Raw genomic sequence first — 20757 nt, forward strand, 5'->3', positions numbered from 1 at the left:
AAAAAAACCGATTTAAGGGTTTAAATCGGTTTTATTCTAATAACTAACTAACTCAAAAACATGGAGTTCTATTCTTGATAGTACAAATGTATGTTTGTTTTATTGTAAAAAGGTTATGCTAATATTAGCTTTTTGTTAAGTTCGTTTTTTATTAATCCTGAAGTGCAAAAACTTTACGTAATAAATCGGTAGATCTTGAAGATACTTTACTACGTATTTCTTCTTCTTCTACAGCAATCATTTTATATACGCCATTTAAGGCTTCACCTGTAACATAATCTGTTAAATCCGGATTTACATTACTTGTAAAAGGAATGGCGTTATACTTGTTAATAAGGTTAGCCCAAATTTGATCTGCTCCAACTTTGTCAAAAGAAGCTTTAATTACTGGATTAAATTTAGCGTATAATGCCGTTTGTGTTTTGCCAGTTAAATATTGTGTAGCTGCATCATTGTCTCCTAGAAGTATGTTTTTAGCATCTGTAAACGTAATGTCTTTAACTGCATTTACAAAAATTGGTGTTGCTTCTCCAACGGCATCTTCTGCAGCTCGATTTAATACTTTTAAACCTTCATCGGCTAAACTACTTAGCCCTATGTCACGAAGTGCTTTATCTACTTTTTGCAACTCTTCTGGTAGTAAGATTTTCACCAAATCGTTTTTATAAAAACCATCGGTTTGCGTTAATTTGGTTACTTGTTTGTCAATACCAAGATCTAAAGCTTCTCTTAATCCAGAGCCTATTTCAGATTCTGAAAGCGTGCTTACTTCTTCAGGTAATTGATCTATTACTTGTTGTAATTCTGCACAGGCAGTAAAGTTTAAAATAATAGCGAATACAAATATTTTTTTCATAATTTCTGTTTTTTTTTTAATGTAAAGATACGTATTCTTTAGATGCGTTTTTAGAACAAAAATTGCGTATTATTTCTAATTTTTTTTCGATTAGCAAGAAAATCCTTATTATTAAAGGGTTAGTCAAATAATAGTTAGGAGAAAATAACGGTTTTATTGTTAAAGACCATTACCTTTCTTTTAATGTGAAGTTTTATAGCATTGGCTAATACAATTTTTTCTAAATCACGTCCTTTGGCTATTAAGTCTTCAATAGCATGTGTGTGGGAAACACGTTCAACATCTTGTTCTATAATTGGTCCAGCATCTAATTCTTCGGTAACATAGTGACTCGTTGCTCCAATTATTTTAACGCCTCTTTTATATGCGGAATGATAGGGTTTTGCTCCTACAAAGGCTGGTAAAAATGAATGATGAATATTTATTACTTTATTAGGATATTGATTAATTACTTTGCTTGAAACAATTTGCATATAACGAGCAAGAACTATAAAATGAATACCGAATTTTTCACACAGTCTTAATTGTTCATCTTCTGCTTTTGCTTTAGTGTCTTTAGTGACAGGAATGTGATAAAACGGAATTTTAAAACTATCAGCAATTGGCTTTAAAGTTGCATGATTACTTACAATAAAAGGGATGTCAACATCTAGTTCTCCAGAATTATAACGTCCTAAAATGTCATACAAACAATGGTCGTATTTAGATACAAATAAGGCCATTTTTGGTTTGTCTTCGGCAGCATAAATACGCCATTTCATATTAAACTGTTCTGCTAAGTTTATTTTGAAATTTTGTTTAAAGTCTTCTATTTCAAATTTTTCCGTTTCAAATTCACTCTCTAAACGCATAAAAAAGATATCTTGTTCTCTATCTACATGTTGATCGATGTAAACAATATTTCCTTTATTGTTTGCTATGAAATTAGTGACAGTTGCAATAATTCCGGATTGGTCATTGCAGTTTATTAGTATGGTTAATTTTTTCATATTTATTTTCCGCGAAAGCCAGAATTGTTTATGTTCTCGTTATTTGTTAACGAAAATTTATTGGCTAATATTTATACTAAATTAGTCTAAAAAGTCGAAGTTATTTTTTCGTTTTTAACTTTTAGATTATTACAAATAATTGAGTGATATTTTTGAATATTCCGTAAATTGCAAGCCTAAATCAGATTATATTTTAAGAATGATACAAGCAAAACCATACAAGCCAAAACATAAAGTTAGAATTGTAACTGCAGCAGCCTTATTTGATGGTCACGATGCATCTATTAACATTATGCGTCGTATTATTCAATCTACGGGAGTTGAGGTAATTCATTTAGGCCATGATAGGAGTGTAGATGAGGTGGTGAATACTGCAATTCAAGAAGATGCAAATGCTATTTGTTTAACTTCATATCAAGGTGGTCATAACGAGTATTTTAAATACATGTACGATCTTTTAAAAGAAAGAGGGGCACAACACATTCAGATTTTTGGTGGTGGTGGAGGTGTAATTCTTCCTTCTGAAATTAAAGAATTAATGGATTATGGTATTGCACGAATTTACTCGCCAGATGATGGTCGAGCTATGGGATTACAAGGTATGATTAATGATTTGGTTGAAAAATCTGATTTTGCAATTGGGGATACTTTAAATGGAGAAATAGATATTTTGCCAACTAAAAATCCAAAAGCAATTGCTAGAGTAATTTCTTCTGCCGAAAATTTTCCAGAAGTAGCTAAAGTGACTTTAGATAAAATTCATATCAAAAATAAAAATTCTAACACCCCAGTTTTGGGTATTACAGGAACTGGTGGAGCTGGAAAATCATCGTTAGTAGATGAACTGGTTCGTCGTTTTTTAATCGATTTCCCAGACAAAACAATAGGTCTAGTTTCTGTAGATCCTTCTAAACGAAAAACTGGAGGTGCACTTTTAGGAGACAGAATTCGAATGAATGCGATTAATTCGCCAAGAGTTTACATGCGTAGCTTGGCTACACGTCAATCTAATTTGGCATTATCAAAATATGTAAACGAAGCAGTTCAGGTTTTAAAGGCAGCCGAATATGATTTAATTATTTTAGAAACTTCAGGTATTGGACAATCGGATACCGAAATCATAGAGCATTCGGATGTTTCTCTATACGTAATGACTCCAGAGTTTGGTGCAGCAACACAATTAGAAAAAATTGATATGTTGGATTTTGCAGATTTAGTTGCCATAAATAAATTTGACAAACGAGGTGCATTAGATGCCTTGCGTGATGTGAAAAAACAATTCATGCGCAACAATAATCTTTGGGATATTCCGCAAGAAGATTTGCCAGTTTATGGTACAATAGCTTCTCAGTTTAACGACCCAGGAATGAATACGCTATACAAAGCAATCATGGATAAGCTAGTAGAGAAAGCGGATTCTGTTTTAAAATCTACTTTCCACATTTCAGACCAAATGAGTGAAAAGATATTCGTAATTCCTCCTTCAAGAACGCGTTATCTTTCTGAAATTGCTGAAAATAACCGTGCTTACGATAAAACAGCTAATACACAAGTAGAAGTTGCTCAAAAACTTTACGGAATTTATAAAACATTAGAATCTGTTTTAAATACAACACCACAATTAGATAAAGCAGGAATTGCTTCAGATTCTTTTACAACAACCGAAGAGAACAAGGATTTTATAAGACTATTAGTTTCCGAATTCGACAGAGTAAAACTAAACTTAGACCCTTATAATTGGGAAGTGATTACTGGTTGGGATGAAAAAGTAAACAAATATAAAAACCCTATTTATAGCTTTAAAGTAAGAGATAAAGAGATTAAAATTGAGACACATTCGGAATCGCTTTCGCATTTACAAATACCAAGAATCGCACTTCCAAAGTACCAAGCTTGGGGCGATTTATTAAAATGGTGTTTACAAGAAAATGTGCCAGGAGAATTCCCATATACTTCCGGATTATATCCGTTTAAACGTACAGGAGAAGATCCAGCAAGAATGTTTGCTGGTGAAGGAGGTCCAGAACGTACCAACAGACGTTTTCATTATGTAAGTGCAGGGTTGCCAGCAAAACGTTTGTCGACCGCTTTTGATAGTGTAACACTTTATGGAAACGATCCAGATTTACGTCCGGATATCTACGGAAAAATTGGTAATGCAGGCGTTTCTATTTGTTGTTTAGACGATGCTAAAAAACTGTATTCTGGTTTCGACTTGGCAAATGTTATGACGTCAGTAAGTATGACAATTAATGGTCCTGCACCTATGTTGCTTGGCTTTTTTATGAATGCAGCTATAGACCAACAATGCGAATTTTACATTAAAGAAAATGGTTTACAAAAAGAAGTAGAGACAAAAATTGCAAAAATCTATAAAGGCAAAGAACGTCCTTCTTATAATGGCGAATTACCAGAAGGGAACAATGGTTTAGGTTTAATGCTTCTTGGTGTTACTGGAGATCAAGTGTTGCCAGCAGACATTTATGCAGAAATTAAAAAGAATACCATTGCACAAGTTAGAGGAACGGTGCAAGCAGATATTTTAAAAGAAGATCAAGCACAAAATACTTGTATTTTTTCAACAGAATTTGCTTTGCGTTTAATGGGAGATGTGCAAGAATATTTTATCGAGAATAATGTACGTAACTTCTATTCGGTTTCTATTTCGGGATACCATATTGCAGAAGCAGGAGCCAATCCAATTACGCAATTAGCGCTTACTTTATCTAATGGTTTCACGTACGTGGAATACTATTTAAGTCGTGGCATGGATATCAATAAATTTGGACCGAACTTATCGTTCTTTTTCTCTAACGGAATTGATCCAGAATACGCAGTAATTGGTCGTGTAGCAAGAAAAATTTGGGCAAAAGCCATGAAGCATAAGTATGGAGCAAATGCCAGAGCGCAAATGTTGAAGTATCATATTCAAACCTCTGGGCGAAGCTTACATGCACAAGAAATTGACTTTAATGATATACGTACAACGTTGCAAGCTTTGTATGCTATTTACGATAACTGTAACTCATTACATACTAATGCTTATGACGAAGCCATTACCACGCCAACGGAAGAATCGGTTAGACGTGCAATGGCCATTCAACTCATTATCAATAAAGAGTTAGGATTAAATAAAAACGAAAATCCAATTCAAGGATCTTTCATTATTGAAGAATTAACCGATTTAGTAGAAGAAGCGGTATTAACCGAGTTTGACAGAATTACAGAAAGAGGAGGTGTTCTTGGTGCTATGGAAACCATGTACCAACGTTCTAAAATTCAAGAAGAAAGTTTGTATTATGAAACCTTAAAACATAACGGAAAATTCCCAATTATAGGAGTGAATACGTTCTTGAGTTCTAAAGGATCTCCAACGGTTATTCCTGCGGAAGTGATTCGTGCCACAGAAGAAGAGAAGCAATTTCAGATAAAAACGCTAGAGCATTTACATCAAGCAAACGATACTAAAGCTTTATTGAAAGATTTACAAGACAAAGCTATTAGTAACGAAAATATTTTTGAAGCTTTAATGGATGTTTGTAAAGTATGTAGTTTAGGTCAAATTACTTCGGCGTTGTTTGAAGTAGGAGGGCAGTATAGACGAAATATGTAAGCAGAGAGCCACTTTTCGTTTTTCACGAAAAGTGAGCGAATCGCTTATCCCAAACTCGTTTTTGGGATCTCAGAGAGCCACATTTCATTTTTCTGAAAAGTGTGCGAATCGCTTATCCCAAACTTATTTTGGGATCTCAGAGAGCCCATTTATCTTATTCTATAAAATGGTGCGAATCGCTTATCCCAAAATTGTTTTGGAATCTTAGAATTAAAAAACCCAAGCGCTTAGGCTTGGGTTTTTTATTTAGTTGTAATTTTACTTTATAATTAGAAAATGTAGTGTTTTTAAATTAAGACTTTCTAGATATAACGTTTACGTATAACCGTCAGTTACGGGTTAATATGCGTTAATTTTCGATTTGGCACAGACTTTAGCAATTCCGAGTGGATTCGGACCTAGTCGAATCCGCCGTAATTGCGATTATACATTGTTAGCAAACGTTTTTTACTCTTTTAAAAACTTAATAATCGATTTCTTTCTAAGTTTTAAGAAATATAATCCAGTCGTAAAATCTCTAATGTCAATTTTGTCACTCTCAGAAATAGTACCGTTTTTAATTTTCTCACCTAATATATTATAAATTGTATATTCCTCATTTTCTTTTAAACCGGATATTTGAATAAAATCAGTTGAAGGATTAGGAAATAATCTTACATTAGTGATAGAGCTTAATTCAATGTCTGTCGATAATGTTTGGGGAAGCCCAAAAGTAAATGCTACAGCATCAGTATTACCAGATATATAAGTTAAACTTAGTGTTGTGATGGGATTAGTAAATTCAATAATTCCATTAGCCCAAAAAGTTGAGTTTAGTTGATTTCCAGTAGGATTTGTTAAATTTCCATCGCTTGATAAAATTGTAAAAGGCTGATCGAATTCAAATAAAGTGTTTCTAAACCATCTACAATATAGCCTTAAATTTGATATTGGTTGATTAAAAGTAACAGTCCAATTGTCGTTACCTGGAACATCAAATGTTTCCGTAGTCCCAGAAATAGGTGCTGCTGAAAATCCTGATCCATCAAGATTTGTCTCAAATATCGAAGTTGTAGTGTTTGTAAATGTAAAAGGAACTCCAGATAAACTACCTGCATTGATACCTTCATAAGTAGCTGCTATTTGGGATTTCACTGTATAAATACTAAATAAGAACAGTAATAATGTAAAAAGATAATTTTGTTTCATTTGTTAAAAATTTAATTGTTAATACTCGTTTTTTAATGTTTGCTAACTAACTATTACTCCAATTGTTTATTCTTTCAAGAATTTAATAGTCTCCCCTTTTTCAAACTTTAAAAAGTATAAACCAATATTTAAGTTTTGAATATCCATTTTAGTATTGTTTGTAACACTTCCTTTTTTTACTTCTTGACCTAAAGTGTTATATATTGTATAGTTTTCTTCAGTATGTAAACCATTTATAGTAATAACGTTTTTTGCTGGGTTAGGATATAAAGAGATGTTAGCTAAATCAAAATCTATTGTGGACAAGGTTGGATTAGAAGTGCTTCTTGTCCAAAGATTCATTTCCGTATCATTAGCCGATACACTAAATCCATCTCCTTGTAAACTTCCTTCTGGGTTTGTATTTGGAAACCAATGTAAATTATTGGAAGCACCTGATGAATGCCAAATTATCATATTCAAGCTTGCTGCAGACACATTATTATTAAAATTAATTGCACCACCTGTACCAGACCAAAGTGCAACATCACCAGGTGTTCTAGATAATATTTCATAGTTAGAAAATCTAGTTAACATGGTTTGATTGGTAGTTGTTCTATTAATGGCAACTCCAGATGAAGAATTTAATTTTAATTCAGTAGGTGATAATGCTGCAACAATAGCTTGAGACAAAATATCATCGCTTTGTAAGGTCATAGAAGACACTTGCGTGTAACCTGATGTATCATTTACTTCAGACAAATCTGCAGAAGCTACTAAAACAAACCCTTCACTATCAACATAACTGCTAAATAGATTACCATTAACATTAAAATTGTAAATACCTTCAGAAAACCCTACCATTTGTGATGCAGAATAAGCATCGAAAAGAGATGTAAAAGTTTGTGTTAACCCTGTTACCCCTAATATAACCTCTGTGGTTGTATAACTAACACTCCATTCGTAACCAGCAGGTAAATTTAAGGTATCAAAAGTACCTGAAATACTACTAGCAGTTACAATGGTAAAACTGTCTCCAACACTAGGTGTAAAACCATTTAAAAGGATTACGTCTAGTGTGCCTCCTAGAGTTACGTTGCCATTACTAAATACTTTGTCATAACTTGTGGTGCTCTCTAATTCTGTGATTAATGTGGCAGTAGCTTCATGCGTATAATCGTTACTAAACGTATAAGTTCCAGGAGAATTACCAGGACTTAAAATACCTGCATTACTAAAGTTACTAGTATGCTCTGTATTCACTCCTGTTAGCGTACCATTGTTGGTAAATGTTGATAAATCTACATACAATACACCCGTATTTCTATAGGTACCATCATTATTAATAGTAGCTTCTTCAGCCAATCCATAAAAACAAGTAATATCGCCATAATTATTTATTGTACTTCCGTAATAATTAAAATTTGTTACATTAATGATACCAGATGTTGTATTTGTAAAATTTGCATATGTAGCTAAAGCACCATCATTAATACCTCCTTGTAAAATTGAACCATGATTAGTGAAATCATAAACCTGGAATACGCTATTTATTTCAATAGAGCCATAATTTGTAATTAAATTATTAGCTATCACAATATCGTTAATAATAACAGTGTCTCCAGCGTTTATGTTTGTACCAGGATAAGAAGGCGACCAATTGCCAGTATCCTCCCAATAAGCTCCGGCGGCTCCTGTAAAAGTATACGTAGTTTGTGCATGTATGGATACTGTAAAAAGTAATAATAGTAAAAGGTTTAAAGTAGTTTTTTTCATAAGATAATTGGTTTTTGCTAACGGTGTTTTAGAGTTATGCGTGGTTTTTTGGGTTGTTTAATATATAAGTCTGCTGCCACTAGAGGAATGAATTACTCTAATGACAGCAGACGTTTTTTAAGCTTATTCTTTTATAAATTTTAATGTATTTCCTTTTTCAAACTTTAAAAAGTATAAACCAATATTTAAGTTTTGAATATTAATTTTCGTGTTATTGGTTACAGCTCCTTTTTTTACTTCTTGACCTAAAGTGTTATAAATGGTGTAGTTTTCTTCAGTTTGTAAACCATTTATAGCAATAACGTTTTTTGCTGGGTTAGGATAAGCGATTATTTTATTAGTTAGCAAAACATTTTCAACTGATAAAGTTAGTGATGTAAATTTTATAATTTTACCTGTACTAAACTCATTAATAAATAATGAGTTTTCAGCTCTTTCTATCCCAAAATTTCCAGACAAACCAGTTACCACATCTGTTAATGTAGGACTAGAAGAAGTTATATCAGTTTTAGAAACTTTCCCCCCATTTGCTTCACTTATATATAAGTCATTTCCAATAATAGCTAATCCTGTTGGTGTATTTAAACCAGTTATCACATCTGTTACTGTTGGGTTAGCCGTTGTAATGTCAATTTTTGAAATCTTGTTATCATTAAAATCTGCTATTAACAGATCATTACCATTAATAATTATATCATAAGGACTAGTTAGACCAGTTACTACATCTGAAACTGTAGGATTAGCAGAAGTAATATCAATTTTGGAAATTTTCCCCCCATTTGCTTCACTTATATATAAATCATTTCCACTAAGCGCTAATCCCGTTGGTAAATTTAAACCAGTTATAACATCGACTACTGTTGGGTTGGTTGTGGAAATATTAATTTTTGAAATCTTACCACCGTTTGACTGTGAGAAATATAAAAAATTATTAGACAAGACGAATTCTGTTGGAGCATTTAAACCAGTTACAACTTCTATTGCTACTGGGTTAGAGGATGTAATGTCTACTTTTGAAATTTTACCAGCGCTTGTTTCAGCAATGTATAAATCATTACCATTTAAAATCAAGCCTCTAGGACCAGATAAATTCGTTATGAAATCTGAAGTTTGAGCATTTAAATTAATGAATGTTAAAAATAAAATTGATGTAAAAATGTAAATTTGTTTCATTTAATAAATAATTTAAGGGTTAATTTTTGCTTTTTAATTTTTGTAAAGATGTTTGTGTAGGTGTTTAGGTAGTAAGCTCAAAAAAGGGCTGCCTAGAATCCGTATTTATAAATAGCGTAACTGTTTTACTTATTTATAAAAAGGAAATATGTGTTAAAAAGAATTGTACTAGAGTAAAATGTAGGTTTCATGATAGGATGCAGTTACTAATGTTTTGGGTTACTAATTTTAAACAATAATAGATGCTTACCTTCGGTAATAAAAAAAAATGTTATGAAACTCCTTTTTTTTGTTATGAAACGTGTTTTAAACTTGTAATTACCAATATGTTTTTGAGATTTTAAAGGTTTTATTGTCTAAAAACACTCTTTTAGAATCTCTTTTGGTAATACATTTTGGATTAATAGCTTCGCTTTTATTAATGCGTTTAAAATTACTTTCTGGTGCTTGTGTTTGTAGTTGTGCAAATGTTGTTCTTAATAACATTGGTTTAGATTGGGTAAAATGCAATGTAATGTAAACGCCTTCTGATGTTGCAAATAAAAATTGATCCATATCTATATGATATTCTTTTTTGCCTATAGTTAATACAATATTATTTGAAGAGGTATTTGCTAGCGCTAATTTTATAGCAGTAATAACATTGGTTTCTTGTACAGGTTTAGAAATATAGGCACTTGGTGTTGTTTGTATCACTTTTGTTACTGTAGCTTCATCTGTAGAGGCTGTTAAGTAAATAAAAGGAATTTTATAGTTTTTATTTATTTGTTTCGCAATGTCTATCCCGCTTTTGCTATTGTTTAATGTAATGTCTATAAGTGCTAAGTCTACAGTTTGATTTTCTAATACTTGTAAGGCCTCATCATAGTTTTTAACCACAGCAATACAGTTAAAATGCTTTTGAACCATTTTTTGTATGGAATAAGCAATGAGCATTTCGTCTTCTACAATAAGGATATTAACTTGTTTTTGCATAAGGTATGGTAATAAAAAAAGTACTTTGTTTTCTGGTATAAGTTCCTGAAATTTGGTTGAGCATACCTTTTATAATGTAAATACCCATAGCTTCTGGGTGGGCATTATCTGGAAAATAAGTACCATTATCGTTATAAATGACTTCTATATTTTGGTCTTTTAAAACGAAATGTAATTGGAGTTCAAGGTCTTTGTTTTTAGATGGTTTAGCATGTTTTATAGAATTTGTAATGAGTTCATTTAATACCAAACCGAAAGGCAATGCGATATCTACTTTTAATTCAATATTGGTGGATTCTAATTTATAATTAAATTTTTTAGTTGTAATAGATCGCTTCGTTTCAAAAATATTTGTTGCGTATTCTTCTACATCTACAAATGATGTTTTTGTAGTTTCCATGTCATAAGAAAAGAGTTGGTGCCCAATAGCTATTGTATTTACTCGGTCATGCAGTTGTTTAATAAGTTCTTCAGAAGACTTATTGTTTTCTTGTCCTTGGATTTCTATCAAACTCAAAATAACGGCTAAATTATTTTTTACTCTATGGTTAATTTCATGGATTAAGAATGTTTTGTCTTTTACCGTTTTTTCTAATGCAATAGCGTCTTTTTCAATGATTAATTTTTGTTTGTCTATTTGTTTTTTTCTTCTGTTTTCTTGAATTAAGAATGCAAATAATACAATGGCTATAATGAGTATTAGCAACAGATTTTGTTGTAAAGTTTTATTTTCTGTAACAATTTCTTCTTTATGAATTTTTTCTTTTTCAAGTTCAAATTCTAAATTTTGCTCATTTATTTTTATCGTTTTCAGGTTTAAATTGTGCGCTTTTTCAAATGCTACAGCATTTTTGTAGTAATAGAAAGCAGAATCTAGTTTTTTTTGCGCTTCAAAAACATCACTTTTTTTAAAATAACTTGCTGCTTTAATTTCCAGATACTTGGTGTTTTTAATATGGTTATATGCAGAGTCAATATATTTATGTGCTAGTGCTTCATTGTCTAGTTCTTCATATATTTTACTAATGTTTAGATATAAATAGGTGACGCTTATCTTGTTGTTAATATCCTTTCCTACAGCAATTGCTTGATTATGTAGTTGAATAGATTTAGTATAGTTTTTTTTATTAGAATAGTAGAAAGCCAAAAGGGTACCTGCTTCAGAACTTTTACTTGTGTCGTTTTGCTCATCGGCAAATTGTTTTGCTTTTAAGGCAAATTGAAACGATTTATTTCTTTTTTTTTGAACTCGATGCCAAGAGGAAACTCTTATAAGCCAGGTAGCATAATATTTATTTTTGATGCGCTCACTTTTATCGATATATTTTTTTGCCAATGTAAGATTTTCAAAAGCGCTTGGAAAGTCTTCTATAATTTCAAAAATAAGTGCTCGTTCTATAAATAAATTGGTGAGATGGTACTCTGTTAAATGATTTTGTGACAAAATTTTATTAGAAAGCGCTAATCCTTCATCTACCAAGTTGGCATCTACAAGAACTTTAACTTTTAATACTTTTAAATTGTCTATTTGTTCTTCACTATAATTTTTAGGTTTATTGGCTAAAACAAAATTTATTTCGTCTAGAACCTTAGCGTGTTCGTGATAAAAAATGAGGTTTTCTATTCTATTATGAAACGCATCATAAGTACTAGTTTGACTATAACAGTATGCGTAATTGACTACAGATAGAATTAAAAAAAAACTCTCAAGTTGGTTTATTGGTTTTAATAGTTGTTAGTTATCTTTAATTTAAAGATAGGATAACTAGAACGATTTGGTTTTTATTTACAGTATTAAACTTTAATGCTTCATATGCATGAAAATTTTTTCAAAGTTACTATTTAAATTGAATGTTAGCTTTGAAGAAAATAAGTTTCACATCAAAAAAGAATGGTTTTGTATCATTTTGAAGTACTATATTGATAATAGGAAAATTATTAAGGACACATGGCATTCGAAATTAAAATATTTTTTTGAAGTTTAGAGTCTTTATTACAAACAGTAAATATAACAACAAAAATGTCTATCAATCATACCTTTAAAGCTACTGTAAATTGGGCAATAAACGAAGGAGGGAGCACACAAAACCCAAGAACTTTTAGTCGAAACCTTAACGTTGCTATTGCTAATAAAATGATGCCGTTACAAATGTCTGCAGCTAAAGCCTTTAGAGGAGACGATACATTATATAACCCGGAAGATTTATTATTATCCGCTTTAGCATCTTGTCACATGATGTCTTATTTATACGTGTGTGCTCAAGAAGAAATAGAAGTCTTAAGTTACATAGATGATGCAGAAGGAGATTTGGTAGTGGAAAGTTCAGGAAGCGGAAGTTTTAAAATGGTGAGATTAAAGCCAATAGTAACTATTAAGAATGCGAATCAAAAAAGGCTAGCACTCGATTTACATGAAAAAGCAAATAGCTTATGCTTTATTGCTAACTCTTGTAATTTTCCGATCTCTCATGACGCCACAATTAGGGTTTTCTAACTAGTTTTTGTTTTTATTAGTTGTGTTAAAAACTGTAAAAACGACTTAATAGACGACAAAAATACGTATATTTGTGTAAAATGTCGTGATTATGGAGAATTTTAAACTTGAAAATGCAATAAAAAATTTGGCAAATGAGCCAGAAGCTTTTTATAATTTACAAAATAAATACGATAGAATTATTAGTGTTCTTGGTGGTAGCTTGCAAGTTGGGCAAACCATATCTAATGATTTTGATCTCATAGAAATCACCCGAAAAGGTTTACCAAAATCGGTGGTAAATACTATTAGTAATTTGCTTGGTATTTCGATGGAGAAAATGAGTGCTTTAATTCATGTTTCCCATCGTACTATACAGCGAAAAAGCGATGTAGAATTATTAAATGTATATCCTACAGAGCAAATTTTAGAAATTGCCGAAGTTATTTCTAGAGGTATTGAAGTGCTTGGTACACTAGAAGCCTTTACTTCTTGGTTGCACAGCGAAATACGTGTTTTAAATTATCAAAAACCAATAAATTTTCTAGATACAAGTTTTGGTACAAGTTTAATTAAAGATACGCTTGGTCGTATTGAATTTGGTGTTTATTCTTAAAACAATTCTTTTGAAAATTTACAGAATAGCAAAAAAACAATATTTAAAAGATTTATCGGGAGAAGGAGCTCGTTTATATGGAGGACGATGGAATAAGAAAGGATATAATATGGTCTATTTTTCCGAAAGTCTATCCCTTGCTGTTTTAGAAATATTGGTGCATATAGATTTTAAGTTTTTAACCAATGATTTTGGGTTTTTAGAAGCTCAAGTTCCAGATAGTTTAATTTCACCAAAACTAAAGGAGTCTAAATTAGACACCAATTGGCGGCATAATCCACCTTCAAATTATTCTATGCAATTTGGAACAGATTGGTTAAAAACGAATGCGAATTTAGCAATGCAAGTACCTTCCGCTATTTTACCAATGACAAATAATATTTTGGTAAACCCAACGCATTCCCTAATTAAAGAAGTGAAAATTATTAAAACAGGGGTTTTAGATGTGGATTCTAGAGTTTTTCAAAAAAAATAATCTACATAATATGCATCTTTCTTAATACTTTCTCGTCTATTATAGGAACATAAAACTCTTATATTATGAAAAATAAAGAATGCACGTGTAACTGTGATGGTTGCGCAAAAGGAAATTGTCAAAATTGTACTTGCGATTCTTGTACATGTACTAGTTGTAACTGTTAAGCAATACTTAAAGACAGTAATAACAACGCTAATCTTAGTAACTTTGTACTAAGATTAGCGTTATTTTAATAAATGGTTATGGATACTCAAGACATTTGGAAATTACATGCAGACGACATTAAATATTTTATTCTTAGTAAAGTAAAAGATGTCGCTGTTGCTGAAGATTTACTCCAGGAAACTTTCATTAAAGTACACACCAAACTAAATACGTTAAAAGACGAAGGAAAATTGAAGTCTTGGTTGTTCGCTATAGCAAGGTATACTGTTTTAGACTATTTTGGAAGTAAAAAATTGGTGTATGAAACCACAGACGAAGATTTTGTTTTTGAAGAACAAAAACTAGAACATACCGAAGCCGATTGCTTACACGGAATAATTAAAAGCTTGCCTAAAAAGTATAGAGATCCATTGTTTTTAAGCGACATAAAAGGTGTCAAACAACAAGAAATTGCTGAGCAATTGCACTTGCCATTACCTACCATAAAATCTCAAATACAACGTGGACGTAAAATGATTGCGCAAGGTTTTGTAGACTGTTGTGATTTTGTAATAAATGAAGAAGGTTATTTGGTAGGTGAAATCAAAGACAAAGCAGACTGCAAAATGTGTCATTAATATGTACCTTTGTGCAGAATTAAGATGATTCATTTTGTTTTACAACTTCAAATTTACGTAACATGTCCTTTAAAAAATTAAACCCAGTACTAAAAGAAGCTTTAGAAACATTAAATTATGAGGCGCCTTTACCTTTTCAGAAAGAAATATTACCAAAAATAAAAGGAGGAGCAAATGTATATGGATTAGCACCAAAAGGGGCTGGAAAGACTACTATTTTAATCATTGCCATCATTCATAAATTAAAAGCAGCTGCTTTTGAAGATTCGCCTAGAGCATTGATTATTGTAAAAGACAAACAAGCAGCGTTAGATCTAAAAGAAACGTTTGAAAAATTTACCAAGTATATGGATTTAAGAATCTATGCCGCTTACGATGAGCAAACTTTAGACCAACAACGTGAGGAAATTTATTATGGAGTCGATGTTTTAATAGCAACACCAAAACGTTTAAATAAATTATATTTTATGAATAGTTTGCATTTAGGACAACTTAAATTATTAGCTTTAGAAGATGCAGAGTTTTTAATACGAAATAATTATCATAACGATGTTTTGCGAGTAACAGAGAGCTTACAGAAATGTCAATATGTGCTTTTAGCAGAAAAAATGCATCCTAAGTTTGAACGTCTTCAAGATACTATTATGTATAATTCGCAAACAATTGAAGCTAAATAATTACAAAGTTAGCATCCAACTATTTTGTAATTTTTTAAAGGTTTTAAGTTCTTTTCTTAAAATAGGAATATAATCCTTGCCGTTACTATTACATTTTTCTAAACGTCTACAGTGACTATATAATCTGTTCGTTAATTTTCTAACAGAAGCAATATGTTTGTGTTTTTTATCCGAATAGCGTTCCATTTCTGCATTAATAATTTCTGGCGCTAAAGAAACCGAATGCTGAACAATATCTCCAGAAAAATAAATATTTGCATCTTCTGAACCATCTTCTTGTAAGTATGCTAGATCTTGATTTAGATAGGTAGAAATACTTCTAGATAAAATAAAAATATGCAAAGCTTGCTTATATATAGGTAGGTCTGAAAGATGTGATGGGATGTGGGCTAACATGATATTTTTCGATTTCCATCAAATTTAGTTACAAGATAGCAGTAAATACTTTCGATTTTAAAGAAAAAATGTATATTTACTTTAAAAATTAAATTATTTTAATATTAAACTTTAATAATGAGCTTAGATAATCTTAACTGGAAGATATTGAAGTGTTTGCAAGAGAATTCGCGACAATCTAATGCTGCTATTGGTAGACAGGTTGGTATTACTTCTCCTGCAGTTTCAGAGCGAATAAAGAAGATGGAAGATTTAGGGATTATTCAAAATCACATCACATTAATTTCTCCTTTCGAGGTTGGTTACCAACTAAAAGCACTTATAACTTTGCATGCTTTTATGGGGAAACTAAAACCTTTTTTAGAAAAAGTAAAAACTTTTGATGAGGTGATTAATTGCTATAGAATTACCGGAAATGAAAACATTGTTATGGAGGTTGTTTTAAGAAACCAAAAACATCTAGAAACATTTATAGACCAACTTATTGTATATGGAGAAAGTAAAACACAAATAGTACTATCACATGTTGTTAAAAATAATGTAATAAAGAGGTTTTGATTGAAGTATAAAATTTTAATAATCAATAAATTAGTAATTTAAATTCTCACATACTTTTAGTTATTTATAGGTTTAAGTATTAGCACTTTTTAAAATATTAGATTTTTCATAAATTATATAGAATAATAACAGGTTCTCAATTTAGTTTTCTTTTTAGATGAATTACAACTTAATACTAAAAGGGCTAAAATTATAACATATCATTTTGTACCGATTTTGTTATGTTTTTTTTCATATATATATTTAAACCAAATAATAATAATGCACACAGAACTCCCAGTAAGGTCATAATAGACCATGTATTATTAAATCCAAATCCATCGGCAAACTGCATTCCTGCATTATGTCCAAAGATATGAGCAAAAGAAAACGCTATAGAATATAAAGCCATATACTCTCCTTGATTCCCTTTTTTTGCACGTTGCATGGCAAATGCATTAGAAAACGGAAAAGCAATCATTTCACCAATTGTCATTAAAAACATACCAATAATTAAAATTCCAGACCAAGTGGTTAGGTTTAAAACTATAAAGCTTAAAGCAGTTAATGCAGCACCAAAAAACATTAAACTAGATTTAGAGTATTTAGAATTTTCTAACCATTTTATTAAAGGCATTTCTAATAGAAAAATAAAAAATCCGTTAGCCCCAAGAAGTAACCCAATTTGTAATTCTGTTAAAGTATGTGTTTCTCTATAGTATATTGGCATGGTAGAAAAGTATTGCAGAAAAACAAAGCCAAACAAGAACATCGCAACTAGAAAAATCAAGAAAGCTTTATCATTATATGCAGAGTCAGGGTTTTCAACAATAATATTGTCTAATATTTTAGCCTTTTTAGGGTTTAATACAAGAATTAGCACCAAAGTGGCAAGTATACATGTGATGCCATCTACCCAAAATAAACCACTATAACTCATTGTTGTAATAATTAAACCACCAACAGCTGGTCCTGCAGAAAAACCTAAGTTTATAGCAAGACGAATTAGCGTTACGCTTCTGGTCTTATTTTCGGGTTTACTGTAGGCGCTTAATGCAACAAACATTGCTGGTCGAAACATATCTGCAACTAACATCACTAAAAAAATACCAATACATAACGATGTGAAAGTGTTTAAAAATTGTAATGCTACAAATAGTATTCCTGTAAATAATAGGCTTCTAACCATTACTTTGTAATAGCCAATTTTGTCTGTTAATTTTCCTCCTAACCAAGATCCAACAACAGAGCCTAAGCCAAAGGCAGACATGATCCAGCCAACATCTTTAAGTGTAAAGTTTAAATCTTCTGTTAGATATAGCGAAAGAAAAGGTATCACCATAGTTCCTGCTCTATTAATTAAAGTTATTAGTGCAAGCCACCATACTTCAGTAGAGAGCCCTTTAAATGTGTTTATATAGTTATGGAATAGTGTTTTCATGTTGGTTGGTTTAATGGATTCTTGGTTTATTTCATTTGCAAAAGGGTTACTTCGTTTATAGACCTAAAATAAAAAAGTCCAACTACGAAGTTGGACTTTTAATATTGTATTAATTGATATTTACATCATCATAACATATAAGTAGCCCAACTTGTAACTCTACAAGAGGTATATTGCTTATAATTTTTAATGACTAAATTCATTTTATTTATATTTTATGATTCAAAGCTAAACAAAATAATTAGAAATTGTATTTTTAAGCCGAAAAAATTTCAACATGAAGTATTTACTCTATCTATTTTTATTTACATCTGTACTAAGTTGTGCGCAACAAAAACAACCTTTATTAGGGGAGACAGATTGGCAACGAGAGCAAAATGCAGATTTTAAAGATGCTTCTAAATCGCCTTTAAAAGCTAAAGATAGAAAGACTTTTAGAACCCTGGATTTTTTTAAGTTTGATTCTACTTTTGTAGTTTCTGCTACTTTAAAAAGAACACCAGATTCTAAGTGGTTTAAGATGAAAACAACTACAAATCGTGTTTCTAAAGAACGAGTGTTTGGTGTTTTATCGTTTCCATTAAATGGAAAAACATATCAGTTAAAAGTATATCAAGGTCAAGACTTAATGCAAAAAGAAGGTTTTGAAGATTATTTGTTTTTACCTTTTTTAGATACTACTAATGGAGATACTACTTATGGAGGTGGACGTTATATTGATTTGCGTATACCGAAAGACGATTATTTAGTAATTGATTTTAATAAAGCTTATAATCCATATTGTGCATACAACGAAAAGTATTCCTGTCCAATTGTTCCAAGAGACAATTATGTAGATGAAAGTATAGAAGCAGGGGTGAAGGTTTTTGTCAAGTAGTTTATTTATGTAATAGATATGTGGCGTTTTTATTTCAGTATTATTTTGTTAAAAACATTCCTAAAAATACCGCTAGAAATCCTAATATAAAACTAGCAATAGTATACACTGCAAAACTGGTGAAGTCACCAGTTTTTAAAAACATATGATTTTCATAAGCAAAGGTAGAGAAGGTTGTAAATCCACCACAAAATCCTGTAGCTAAGAGTAGGGTTTGGTTAGAAGATAAACTGTTATTTTTAAGCGCATAACCAAGGATTAAACCAATTAGTAAACTTCCTAAAATGTTGGCTATAAATGTTCCGTAAGGGATTCCGTTTTGGCTGTTGTTTAAATATTTCCCAATAATATAACGTAATACACTACCAAAACCTCCTCCAACAAATACAAGTAATAAATTCTTCATAAGAACAAAAGTAAATAAAAAACCTTGCAGATTTTAGTTGCAAGGTTTTAATGGTTTAAATATTACTAATTATTTAATAGGATAGTAAATATCTGTTTCAATTTCTTCTGGTTTAACAGTGGTTGGATCATTTACATAAAGTTCCCATACAGATTCACCATTCATCTCTAATTTTTTGTCCTGCATGTATTTTCCAATAGCCATATGTGCTTCATAATCGCCTGAGCCATAATTACCATATTTAGCAATTTTAACTGCATTTCCCTCCGGTATATTAAAAGCTGTCATTCCTTGTGCAGGAGGGATTTCTTTTTTTAATAATAAACCAATGTAAAATTCTGCTTCTTTTGTTGTTTCATCCCATTTGGTGTAGTAAGTTCCGGGAACATAATCGTTATGTGTTAATTTGTTAGCTGCATATAATCCAGCTTTAGGCATGAATTCCATAAACAATTTTGTCATTTCTTCTTGTGGCATATCTGTAGAAGTATTTTGTTTGTATCCAATAAATTTTTGAGCAGGTAGCTCAACTTCAACAACATCACCTAGTTTAAAATCTACTTTAGGTAATTTTTCGTATGCTTCGGTTACAATACGGTCTAATTTGTTAAGTCCTTTATCGAACATGATACCAAGATTTTTTTCCATTCCACCTTGCGCTGCAGCAAAAGCTTTAAAGAGAAAATTCATTTTATCATGTTTCATTCCCCAAGTTACTTCTGTGCCTTCTTCTACTTCTTTAAATTTCCAATACACATCATTTGGTTCCATACCGCCAAAAGATATTTCTTGATCTATAGATTGGTTTGGTGTTACAGCAATGGTTTCCATATAACCAGGGCCTTCTGCACCTTCCCAAGAATAATTACCACCAATTCCTGAAGTGTTTTCAGGGTACGTAATTGTCATGGTAGGATCTTCTTCTTTCCATGGTCCCCAATTTTCCCAATTTTTAAAATCGTTAATCTGATTAAAAACCATACTAGCAGGAGCTTTAATTAATTTAGTTCGTTTTACATCATAGCTGTTTGGTTGTACAGCAATATAAATTGAAAAACCAATAATTAAAATAAGTAAAACGAAAAGAATGTATTTAAATGCTTTCATTGTTTGTTTATTTGAGATATTATCAAATATAATGAAATATTTTTCAGTATTGAAAACGATTGATTTGCAGGTCTTTATTAAAACTAAATTTGAATATTTCGAAATTTATAAAAAAAATGTAACAGTAAGCATTATGTGGTAAACCTTTGTTTAAGAGTGTTTTTACAACTTTGCTCATAAAATTTTTATTGAAAATGAATATTTTAGAAAACAAAAATAATGTTTGCTGAATTATTTAAAGAAGTGTTTTATAGAAACTATAAAAAGAATAAAACAAATAAAAGCAACTAAAACCCAGATACTTCCTTTATAATGTTGCTTGTGCAGTTTAATGTCTTTTCTGTAGGTATATGTTATCGCTATAATAAATGCGATTGCAAATAAAATTCCGAAAACGATTTGACCATTACTAAACATA

At 31.0% G+C, this 20757-nt stretch carries 19 protein-coding genes; 8 read left to right on the plus strand and 11 right to left on the minus strand.

The window, feature by feature from the left end:
• Positions 1-151: 151 nt before the first annotated feature.
• Entirely contained in the window at positions 152-856 is a 705-nt protein-coding gene (locus ACVC3Y_RS02185) for a DUF4197 domain-containing protein (protein WP_303426281.1), read from the minus strand.
• Positions 857-990: 134 nt separating this feature from the next.
• On the minus strand, positions 991-1845 hold the full coding sequence (gene purU / locus ACVC3Y_RS02190; RefSeq protein ID WP_303426282.1) for a formyltetrahydrofolate deformylase: 855 nt from the start codon (positions 1843-1845) through the stop codon (positions 991-993).
• A 199-nt stretch (positions 1846-2044) separates the two neighbouring features.
• Here purU and ACVC3Y_RS02195 point away from each other — a divergent pair, with 199 nt between their 5' ends.
• Entirely contained in the window at positions 2045-5458 is a 3414-nt protein-coding gene (locus tag ACVC3Y_RS02195; protein ID WP_452225993.1) for a methylmalonyl-CoA mutase family protein, read from the plus strand.
• A 447-nt stretch (positions 5459-5905) separates the two neighbouring features.
• Here ACVC3Y_RS02195 and ACVC3Y_RS02200 read toward each other — a convergent pair whose 3' ends face one another.
• The 5 genes from ACVC3Y_RS02200 to ACVC3Y_RS02220 form a co-directional block, all read right to left on the minus strand.
• On the minus strand, positions 5906-6646 hold the full coding sequence (locus ACVC3Y_RS02200; protein ID WP_452225994.1) for a T9SS type A sorting domain-containing protein: 741 nt from the start codon (positions 6644-6646) through the stop codon (positions 5906-5908).
• 66 nt (positions 6647-6712) lie between these two features.
• Complete coding sequence (locus ACVC3Y_RS02205) at positions 6713-8401, minus strand: T9SS type A sorting domain-containing protein (RefSeq protein ID WP_452225995.1); 1689 nt, start codon at positions 8399-8401, stop codon at positions 6713-6715.
• Positions 8402-8524: 123 nt separating this feature from the next.
• Complete coding sequence (locus ACVC3Y_RS02210; RefSeq protein ID WP_452225996.1) at positions 8525-9574, minus strand: T9SS type A sorting domain-containing protein; 1050 nt, start codon at positions 9572-9574, stop codon at positions 8525-8527.
• A 318-nt stretch (positions 9575-9892) separates the two neighbouring features.
• Positions 9893-10549, minus strand: coding sequence for a response regulator (locus tag ACVC3Y_RS02215; RefSeq protein WP_452225997.1), 657 nt, complete (start codon positions 10547-10549; stop codon positions 9893-9895).
• Positions 10533-11993 carry a sensor histidine kinase gene (locus tag ACVC3Y_RS02220; RefSeq protein WP_452225998.1) on the minus strand — a complete coding sequence of 487 codons (1461 nt, stop codon included), beginning with the start codon at positions 11991-11993 and terminating at the stop codon, positions 10533-10535. The genes ACVC3Y_RS02215 and ACVC3Y_RS02220 overlap by 17 nt, the downstream gene beginning before the upstream one ends.
• A 576-nt stretch (positions 11994-12569) precedes the next feature.
• On the opposite strand from ACVC3Y_RS02220, the gene ACVC3Y_RS02225 reads away from it, so the two are divergent.
• The 5 genes from ACVC3Y_RS02225 to ACVC3Y_RS02245 all read left to right on the plus strand — a co-directional run bounded on the left by ACVC3Y_RS02225 (position 12570) and on the right by ACVC3Y_RS02245 (position 15575).
• Entirely contained in the window at positions 12570-13043 is a 474-nt protein-coding gene (locus tag ACVC3Y_RS02225) for an OsmC family protein (protein WP_452225999.1), read from the plus strand.
• Positions 13044-13134: 91 nt separating this feature from the next.
• Positions 13135-13638, plus strand: coding sequence for a type II RES/Xre toxin-antitoxin system antitoxin (gene parS / locus ACVC3Y_RS02230; protein WP_303426285.1), 504 nt, complete (start codon positions 13135-13137; stop codon positions 13636-13638).
• A gap of 10 nt (positions 13639-13648) precedes the next feature.
• Complete coding sequence (locus tag ACVC3Y_RS02235) at positions 13649-14113, plus strand: RES family NAD+ phosphorylase (RefSeq protein ID WP_303426287.1); 465 nt, start codon at positions 13649-13651, stop codon at positions 14111-14113.
• A gap of 245 nt (positions 14114-14358) precedes the next feature.
• A complete protein-coding gene (locus ACVC3Y_RS02240) occupies positions 14359-14898 on the plus strand; it encodes a sigma-70 family RNA polymerase sigma factor (protein WP_303426289.1) in 540 nt (179 codons plus the stop codon).
• 62 nt (positions 14899-14960) lie between these two features.
• Entirely contained in the window at positions 14961-15575 is a 615-nt protein-coding gene (locus tag ACVC3Y_RS02245) for a DEAD/DEAH box helicase (RefSeq protein WP_303426291.1), read from the plus strand.
• On the opposite strand, the gene ACVC3Y_RS02250 is transcribed toward ACVC3Y_RS02245, so the two are convergent.
• A complete protein-coding gene (locus tag ACVC3Y_RS02250) occupies positions 15576-15971 on the minus strand; it encodes a hypothetical protein (protein ID WP_303426293.1) in 396 nt (131 codons plus the stop codon). It lies immediately after the preceding gene.
• A gap of 117 nt (positions 15972-16088) precedes the next feature.
• On the opposite strand from ACVC3Y_RS02250, the gene ACVC3Y_RS02255 reads away from it, so the two are divergent.
• A complete protein-coding gene (locus ACVC3Y_RS02255; RefSeq protein WP_303426294.1) occupies positions 16089-16529 on the plus strand; it encodes an Lrp/AsnC family transcriptional regulator in 441 nt (146 codons plus the stop codon).
• Positions 16530-16719: 190 nt separating this feature from the next.
• On the opposite strand, the gene ACVC3Y_RS02260 is transcribed toward ACVC3Y_RS02255, so the two are convergent.
• Complete coding sequence (locus tag ACVC3Y_RS02260) at positions 16720-17949, minus strand: MDR family MFS transporter (protein ID WP_452226000.1); 1230 nt, start codon at positions 17947-17949, stop codon at positions 16720-16722.
• Positions 17950-18226: 277 nt separating this feature from the next.
• On the opposite strand from ACVC3Y_RS02260, the gene ACVC3Y_RS02265 reads away from it, so the two are divergent.
• On the plus strand, positions 18227-18826 hold the full coding sequence (locus ACVC3Y_RS02265; RefSeq protein ID WP_452226001.1) for a DUF1684 domain-containing protein: 600 nt from the start codon (positions 18227-18229) through the stop codon (positions 18824-18826).
• Positions 18827-18866: 40 nt separating this feature from the next.
• On the opposite strand, the gene crcB is transcribed toward ACVC3Y_RS02265, so the two are convergent.
• On the minus strand, positions 18867-19232 hold the full coding sequence (gene crcB, locus ACVC3Y_RS02270; RefSeq protein WP_303426300.1) for a fluoride efflux transporter CrcB: 366 nt from the start codon (positions 19230-19232) through the stop codon (positions 18867-18869).
• 69 nt (positions 19233-19301) lie between these two features.
• Positions 19302-20339, minus strand: coding sequence for an SRPBCC family protein (locus ACVC3Y_RS02275; protein ID WP_452226002.1), 1038 nt, complete (start codon positions 20337-20339; stop codon positions 19302-19304).
• Positions 20340-20757 lie beyond the last annotated feature (418 nt).

The organism is Lacinutrix cladophorae, from assembly GCF_053604645.1.

What these genes read in the sequence shown, in the direction of transcription:
- ACVC3Y_RS02185 (WP_303426281.1), bottom strand. Translation starts at nt 856, where the DNA reads ATGAAAAAAATATTTGTATTCGCTATTATTTTAAACTTTACTGCCTGT.
- purU (WP_303426282.1), bottom strand. Translation starts at nt 1,845, where the DNA reads ATGAAAAAATTAACCATACTAATAAACTGCAATGACCAATCCGGAATT.
- ACVC3Y_RS02195 (WP_452225993.1), top strand. Translation starts at nt 2,045, where the DNA reads ATGATACAAGCAAAACCATACAAGCCAAAACATAAAGTTAGAATTGTA.
- ACVC3Y_RS02200 (WP_452225994.1), bottom strand. Translation starts at nt 6,646, where the DNA reads ATGAAACAAAATTATCTTTTTACATTATTACTGTTCTTATTTAGTATT.
- ACVC3Y_RS02205 (WP_452225995.1), bottom strand. Translation starts at nt 8,401, where the DNA reads ATGAAAAAAACTACTTTAAACCTTTTACTATTATTACTTTTTACAGTA.
- ACVC3Y_RS02210 (WP_452225996.1), bottom strand. Translation starts at nt 9,574, where the DNA reads ATGAAACAAATTTACATTTTTACATCAATTTTATTTTTAACATTCATT.
- ACVC3Y_RS02215 (WP_452225997.1), bottom strand. Translation starts at nt 10,549, where the DNA reads ATGCAAAAACAAGTTAATATCCTTATTGTAGAAGACGAAATGCTCATT.
- ACVC3Y_RS02225 (WP_452225999.1), top strand. Translation starts at nt 12,570, where the DNA reads ATGTCTATCAATCATACCTTTAAAGCTACTGTAAATTGGGCAATAAAC.
- parS (WP_303426285.1), top strand. Translation starts at nt 13,135, where the DNA reads ATGGAGAATTTTAAACTTGAAAATGCAATAAAAAATTTGGCAAATGAG.
- ACVC3Y_RS02240 (WP_303426289.1), top strand. Translation starts at nt 14,359, where the DNA reads ATGGATACTCAAGACATTTGGAAATTACATGCAGACGACATTAAATAT.
- ACVC3Y_RS02245 (WP_303426291.1), top strand. Translation starts at nt 14,961, where the DNA reads ATGTCCTTTAAAAAATTAAACCCAGTACTAAAAGAAGCTTTAGAAACA.
- ACVC3Y_RS02250 (WP_303426293.1), bottom strand. Translation starts at nt 15,971, where the DNA reads ATGTTAGCCCACATCCCATCACATCTTTCAGACCTACCTATATATAAG.
- ACVC3Y_RS02255 (WP_303426294.1), top strand. Translation starts at nt 16,089, where the DNA reads ATGAGCTTAGATAATCTTAACTGGAAGATATTGAAGTGTTTGCAAGAG.
- ACVC3Y_RS02260 (WP_452226000.1), bottom strand. Translation starts at nt 17,949, where the DNA reads ATGAAAACACTATTCCATAACTATATAAACACATTTAAAGGGCTCTCT.
- ACVC3Y_RS02265 (WP_452226001.1), top strand. Translation starts at nt 18,227, where the DNA reads ATGAAGTATTTACTCTATCTATTTTTATTTACATCTGTACTAAGTTGT.
- crcB (WP_303426300.1), bottom strand. Translation starts at nt 19,232, where the DNA reads ATGAAGAATTTATTACTTGTATTTGTTGGAGGAGGTTTTGGTAGTGTA.
- ACVC3Y_RS02275 (WP_452226002.1), bottom strand. Translation starts at nt 20,339, where the DNA reads ATGAAAGCATTTAAATACATTCTTTTCGTTTTACTTATTTTAATTATT.